The following is a 4,101-nucleotide window of genomic DNA, read 5'->3' on the forward strand; positions in this document are numbered from 1 at the left end:
TATGTATACTTTGCTAACAATAAGATTATGGGCGTAATAGGTTGAAGTTGTCATTTAAAAGAGATAATACATTCGAAAGGTTTTCATAAAGTGACAGATTTTTCTGAAAAATAATGCTATTATGTCCTCATAACATAGTATTGGGGGAAAAATAAATGGTAGTTATAGAAAATTTATCTAAGAAAGTGAAAGAAGCTGATGTGAAGTATATCTATTTTTACAGATTAGTGAAAAGGCAGATTTCCGTTTCGGTTTACGGTATACCTACTGAAGTACAAGCCTATGGTATTGAAATAGAAAGACAAGACATAGTTGATGATACGGTAGTATTTATACAAAGGGATTGTGTGAAGAATATAAGTCCACAAAGACATAAAGTTAAGAATCTTTTAAAAATGTTATATGACAATACAGTATCACCTATCCACATGATTGACATATTGGGTGATTATATTGATGAGTATATTAGTGATTTTGATGAGATATTAAAAAACATAGCTACTTGTTAATATTGTGGATTAGACTGACATATTGAGGAGAAGAGTCTTCTTTCAGAGGAACGGTCTCCTCTTTTTGTCGTATAATCAAAAAATATTAAATATATTATGGATAATACTATAAATAATCATGAATTTATTATATTATAGTATTATTAGTATTATTATAATATTATGGCAAATTCAAAATCTGTGTTCTACTAAATATAAAAGTTAAATTGGTAAACAAAGATTAACAAGTAGGGGTGATAGTTTTGATTCTTGGTGTAGGTACTGATATTGTTGAAATTAGGCGGATAAAGAATGCTATTGAAGCCAACAGTAGGTTTTTAGAAAAAATTTTTACAAGTGTCGAATTAGAATATTTTAAAAGTAGAAATTTAAGACCGGAGTATGTTGCAGGTAGATTTGCCGCTAAAGAAGCAGTAGCAAAAGCTTTAGGAACAGGATTTAGAGGGTTTGATTTTAAAGATATTGAAATTGATAGGACAACCCTTGGAAAACCGATAGTGATTTTAAAAGGGAAAGCGAAGTTAATAGCTAAAAAAGAAGGGCCATATAATATTCATCTTAGCATATCCCATGGTCAAGAGAGTGCAGTAGCCTATGCTATATTAGAAGTGGAAAAAGAAATTAAAGAAGTGTGTGAATAGCTAGGTAACCTGATTCATTGTATGTACATAGATTAAAATATTTTAGTAATAGTATGGAACTAAAAGTAATAGTATTAGTAGTAAAGTGAATTGTTATAATCAATAATTGCTTCGCATCTCTAGAGAAATGCTAGGAGGATAACAATGAAAAAAAAATTACTATTATTTTTAGGCATTCTAATACTTTTAAGTTCCGTGATTTTAACTTCCTATAATAAGAAACCAAAGGATACAAATGATAGTATAACTTTTTTAAAAAACATAGAAAGCTATACTACAGAAATCAATATGGACATAAAGAATGATAAACAGACAATTAACTATAAGGCAAGACAATCCTATTTGCGAGGAGGTGGATACAAACTTGAACTAAACAATAACAGAGTATTTATCTATAAAAACGATGATAATATTTATATTAGTGACAAAAACAATGGTGCAGCGTATGTACAGAGCAAGGATTTTGATGAAGTGCTTAAGCTGTCTTTTATAGGTGAATACATTGGATTATTGTATACCAATGAGGAAATAAAATATAATATCAAAAACATTAATGATATTGAATACTCAGTAATTGATTTATTTATACCTGGTAACAATAAAAACGTTAACAATGCATTACTTTATGTTAATACTAAAAGTATGTTGCCAGATAGAATGGTTATTTACGATATTAATGGGAAAGAAAAAATTGAGATAACATATACCAATTTTCTTCCTAATGTAAAGATTGATCCTGCAGAGTTTTTAATTCCATAGTATACTAAAAACATGAACGAATGAATTAAAATAATAGATGAGGTGAACGTAATGTTTAGACATTTAAGGCCTGTATGGGCAGAGGTTGATTTAGACAAACTAGCGTATAATATGAGGGAAATTCGAAGAGTAGCTAGAAGCGAAAATATTATAGCCGTTGTAAAGGCAGATGCCTATGGACATGGAGCTATAGACGTAGCTCCAGTGCTCCTTCAAAATGGTGCAAATAGGTTAGCTGTAGCAGTATTAAGTGAAGCAGTGGAGCTTAGGAATTCAGGGATAGAATGCCCAATAATGATTTTAGGGTTTACACCTCCAAACTTAATAGACGATATATTAAAGTATGATATTGAACAATCAGTATTCTCGTATGAATTCGCAAAAGAATTATCAAAGATGGCTAAGGAGAAAAATAAAGTAGCTAGAATTCACATAGTTGTAGATACAGGTATGGGGAGGATAGGCTATCTTCCAAATGATGAGAGCGTGGGGGAGGTATATAATATTTCTAAATTACCCAATATAAGTATAGAAGGAATGTTTTGTCATTTTTCTACAGCCGATGAAAAAGATAAGACTTATACTTATGGTCAAGTTAAAAAATACGATGACTTTTATGAAAAGTTAAAAGAGAAAAAAGTGTACATAAATATGAAGCATATTGCCAATAGTGCTGCTATTATAGATTTACCAGAGACTCATTATGATGCAGTACGACCAGGAATAATACTATATGGCTATTATCCGTCAGAAGATGTAAATAAGGAAAATATTAATTTGAAACCTGTAATGACCTTAAAAGCAAATATAGTACACATAAAAACTTTGCCACCTGGAGAATATGTGAGTTACGGAAGAAAGTATAAAACAGAGAAGGTGTGTGTAATAGCTACACTTCCAATTGGATATGCTGATGGATATACTAGACTTCTATTTGAAAAGGGAAAAGTAATCTTAAAAGGTAAATTTGCTCCGGTAATAGGTAGGATTTGCATGGATCAATGCATGATTGATGTTACTGATATTGATGGAGTAAAAATCGGAGATGAGGTTATACTAATAGGCGAAGATGAAAATAATAAATTTACAGCAGATACAGTAGCTGGACTAATAGGTACTATAAACTATGAAGTAATTTGTATGATTGGTAAAAGAGTACCAAGAGTATACGTTAAAGAAGGTATGGTTGTAAATATAAGAAATTATGTGTAATATTTATACAGAATATGTAAAATAAGTTATTTATATGTAATGATACTTGTTGTAAAAGGGCGAAATCACGAATAATTTCTTTGACAGATTGACGTAGGTTGAATTATAATACATTTGTACATATTGTTGTTTTAGTAAATAGGAGGTATTAAATTTTCCATGTCAACTTCAAAGAAATTAGTAATTAACCTCTCAGAAAAACTAAATATTGAATTTAATAAGGCACTTGCGAAAGATTGTAAAAAAAGAAGTGTATTTTTTAGGGAAGCTATAATACTATATATAGAGGAAAAGAAAAGACTTAATTATATAGATGATATGAAACAAGGCTATTTAGAAATGGCTGAATTAAATTTAGAGATAGCTAATATTGGTTTTGAGATTGATATCAAAGATTTTAGAGAATACGAAGTAAAGCTTTCGGAGAGTGATTTGTCAAATGACAACAATAGTAAAAAGAGGAGATATATTCTATGCTGATTTGAGTCCGGTTGTAGGCTCAGAGCAAGGCGGGATTAGACCAGTAATTATACTTCAAAATGATATTGGTAACAAGTATAGTCCCACTATTATAATTGCAGCTATTACTTCTCAGATAAATAAGGCGAAACTGCCTACTCATGTTGAGATTTCTTCAGAAGAGTATGGTCTAAATAAAGATTCTGTAGTTTTGCTAGAGCAGATAAGAACATTAGATAAAAAGCGATTAAAAGAAAAAATTGGTCATATGACTGATAGTGATATGAAAAAGGTAGACACTGCACTTTTAATTAGTGTAGGCTTATAAAATGAATAAGGGCATTTATTGCCCTTATTTTTTGTTATTTGCTTGAACGCCACTTATATAGCGAAAAAATAAGAAGAGCTCAAAATTCAATATATAATTTTTCGAAATATTTTTATTTTAGAAAATCATAATATTTTTATTATAGGAAATCATAAAGGCAAATATTATTTATGAGTTACTATTATATAAATAA

At 29.7% G+C, this 4,101-nt stretch carries 6 protein-coding genes; all 6 read left to right on the top strand.

What is annotated here, in order from left to right; genetic code table 11:
- Window positions 1-155: 155 nt before the first annotated feature.
- The 6 genes from JJE11_RS15865 (at window position 156) to JJE11_RS15890 (ending at window position 3,908) form a co-directional block, all read left to right on the top strand.
- Window positions 156-509: a DUF6514 family protein gene (locus tag JJE11_RS15865; RefSeq protein WP_291637356.1), complete on the top strand. Its 354-nt coding sequence runs from the start codon at window positions 156-158 to the stop codon at window positions 507-509.
- 242 nt (window positions 510-751) lie between these two features.
- Window positions 752-1,150 carry a holo-ACP synthase gene (gene acpS, locus JJE11_RS15870; RefSeq protein WP_291637358.1) on the top strand — a complete coding sequence of 133 codons (399 nt, stop codon included), beginning with the start codon at window positions 752-754 and terminating at the stop codon, window positions 1,148-1,150.
- Between the two features lie 144 nt (window positions 1,151-1,294).
- Entirely contained in the window at window positions 1,295-1,909 is a 615-nt protein-coding gene (locus JJE11_RS15875) for a germination lipoprotein GerS-related protein (RefSeq protein ID WP_291637361.1), read from the top strand.
- A 51-nt stretch (window positions 1,910-1,960) separates the two neighbouring features.
- Complete coding sequence (gene alr / locus JJE11_RS15880) at window positions 1,961-3,121, top strand: alanine racemase (RefSeq protein WP_291637363.1); 1,161 nt, start codon at window positions 1,961-1,963, stop codon at window positions 3,119-3,121.
- Between the two features lie 159 nt (window positions 3,122-3,280).
- A complete protein-coding gene (locus JJE11_RS15885; RefSeq protein WP_291637365.1) occupies window positions 3,281-3,601 on the top strand; it encodes a CopG family transcriptional regulator in 321 nt (106 codons plus the stop codon).
- On the top strand, window positions 3,561-3,908 hold the full coding sequence (locus JJE11_RS15890; RefSeq protein ID WP_291637367.1) for a type II toxin-antitoxin system PemK/MazF family toxin: 348 nt from the start codon (window positions 3,561-3,563) through the stop codon (window positions 3,906-3,908). The genes JJE11_RS15885 and JJE11_RS15890 overlap by 41 nt, the downstream gene beginning before the upstream one ends.
- Window positions 3,909-4,101 lie beyond the last annotated feature (193 nt).

Origin of the sequence: Clostridium sp., from assembly GCF_016650095.1 — a bacterium.
Taxonomy (GTDB): domain Bacteria; phylum Bacillota; class Clostridia; order Clostridiales; family Clostridiaceae; genus Clostridium_AD.

Bases quoted from the DNA above. Each gene is read 5' to 3' on its own strand.
- JJE11_RS15885 (WP_291637365.1), top strand. From the start codon at position 3,281: ATGTCAACTTCAAAGAAATTAGTAATTAACCTCTCAGAAAAACTAAAT.
- JJE11_RS15865 (WP_291637356.1), top strand. From the start codon at position 156: ATGGTAGTTATAGAAAATTTATCTAAGAAAGTGAAAGAAGCTGATGTG.
- JJE11_RS15890 (WP_291637367.1), top strand. From the start codon at position 3,561: ATGACAACAATAGTAAAAAGAGGAGATATATTCTATGCTGATTTGAGT.
- JJE11_RS15875 (WP_291637361.1), top strand. From the start codon at position 1,295: ATGAAAAAAAAATTACTATTATTTTTAGGCATTCTAATACTTTTAAGT.
- alr (WP_291637363.1), top strand. From the start codon at position 1,961: ATGTTTAGACATTTAAGGCCTGTATGGGCAGAGGTTGATTTAGACAAA.